The organism is Bradyrhizobium sp. 61 (genome assembly GCF_023073075.1).
In the GTDB taxonomy this organism is placed as follows: domain Bacteria; phylum Pseudomonadota; class Alphaproteobacteria; order Rhizobiales; family Xanthobacteraceae; genus Bradyrhizobium; species Bradyrhizobium barranii.
In genome coordinates, this window is record NZ_JADPIU010000065.1 from 1 (window position 1) to 1,165 (window position 1,165).

The 1,165-nt window shown below is 59.3% G+C and carries 1 protein-coding gene and 1 pseudogene; both read right to left on the reverse strand.

Translation table 11 applies throughout. The annotated features are described in order from the left end of the window. Positions 1–413: 413 nt before the first annotated feature. Positions 414–749 carry a ferredoxin FdxA gene (fdxA, locus tag IVB46_RS23890; RefSeq protein WP_247315912.1) on the reverse strand — a complete coding sequence of 112 codons (336 nt, stop codon included), beginning with the start codon at positions 747–749 and terminating at the stop codon, positions 414–416. A gap of 34 nt (positions 750–783) precedes the next feature. Further along, positions 784–1,165, reverse strand: a pseudogene (locus IVB46_RS23895) (hypothetical protein); the annotation flags it as partial.

Consider the following 1,165-nt stretch of genomic DNA (forward strand, 5'->3'; position numbering starts at 1 on the left):
GTTCACGCCGGCGGGCCTTACTTCGGTGGGTGCAAATCGCCTAGAAGCCAGCGGCCAAGGCCCTTGGACTTCATGGGGTCTTCAAACGCGGCAAAGGTCGTAAGTACCTGATTGCAAACAGCGCAAGTCGACGCCCCGGGCGCGTGCTATGGCTCGATGCTAACGAGCATCATCCGGGCCTTGCACTTCGGGCAGGCGGGACGCTCAATTGCAGCGAATGGAATGACGGACGAGAGGCGTTGAGATTGGGGCATGATGCTTCCCTCGAACAGGGGGAGCGCACTCTCTGTCACCGGTAGTAATGCCTAGGAGGCGGAGCGGTGGTTGTCTAAGTATGCGCCTGAGGGATCTCAAACGCGAACCAAGGCTGGCAAACTGCGAAGGTGAATGTTGCGGCGCGGGCGCTGTCCGCCTCAATCACCCGCGCCGGGATTTGGCGAGAAGTATTGGAGTTTGTCCGGCTTCCCCTCCCATTCCTTAGAGTCGGGCGGGGGCGCTTTTTTGACCATAATATTTGGCCAGATTTTCGCGTATTCCGCATTCAGCGACAGCCATTTCTCTAGCCCCGGCTCGGTGTCAGGCTTGATCGCGTCGACCGGGCATTCCGGCACGCAGACCCCGCAGTCGATGCATTCGTCCGGGTGGATGACGAGCATGTTCTCGCCCTCGTAGAAGCAGTCCACGGGGCACACTTCGACGCAGTCCATGATTTTGCAGCGAATACAGCTCTCGTTGACGACGAAGGTCAATTAAGCGTCCTTTCAGCAGATCGCAGCAGTGAACTCATTCATGGTATCCGTCCTCGCGGTGCTCGTTCATGGGTTGAAAATGGACGCACAGAAGACCTACATCCTCTGGCTGAATCGGAACACCGAGGAGCAGGCATTCAACGGCCGAGGGGCCCGTGCTAGGCAGGTTGCCGCACATCTCTCTGCCGAAGTGCGTGCAGTCCGGGCAAACACCGAACCGCCGATGCGCACCACCCGTAGCTAGAGTGGACAGCACTTGGTGCAGGGCGCGACGCATCGCAGTTCGCTCTGTCGCGTCGAGCGAATCCACGGCGCGCACCAGAACTTCGAACGGATCGCGTGCAAGCGCTTTTTTGCCCTTGCTCGTCAGTCGCAGACTTACGCTTCGCCCGTCCGTCTTGAATGGCTGTCGGACG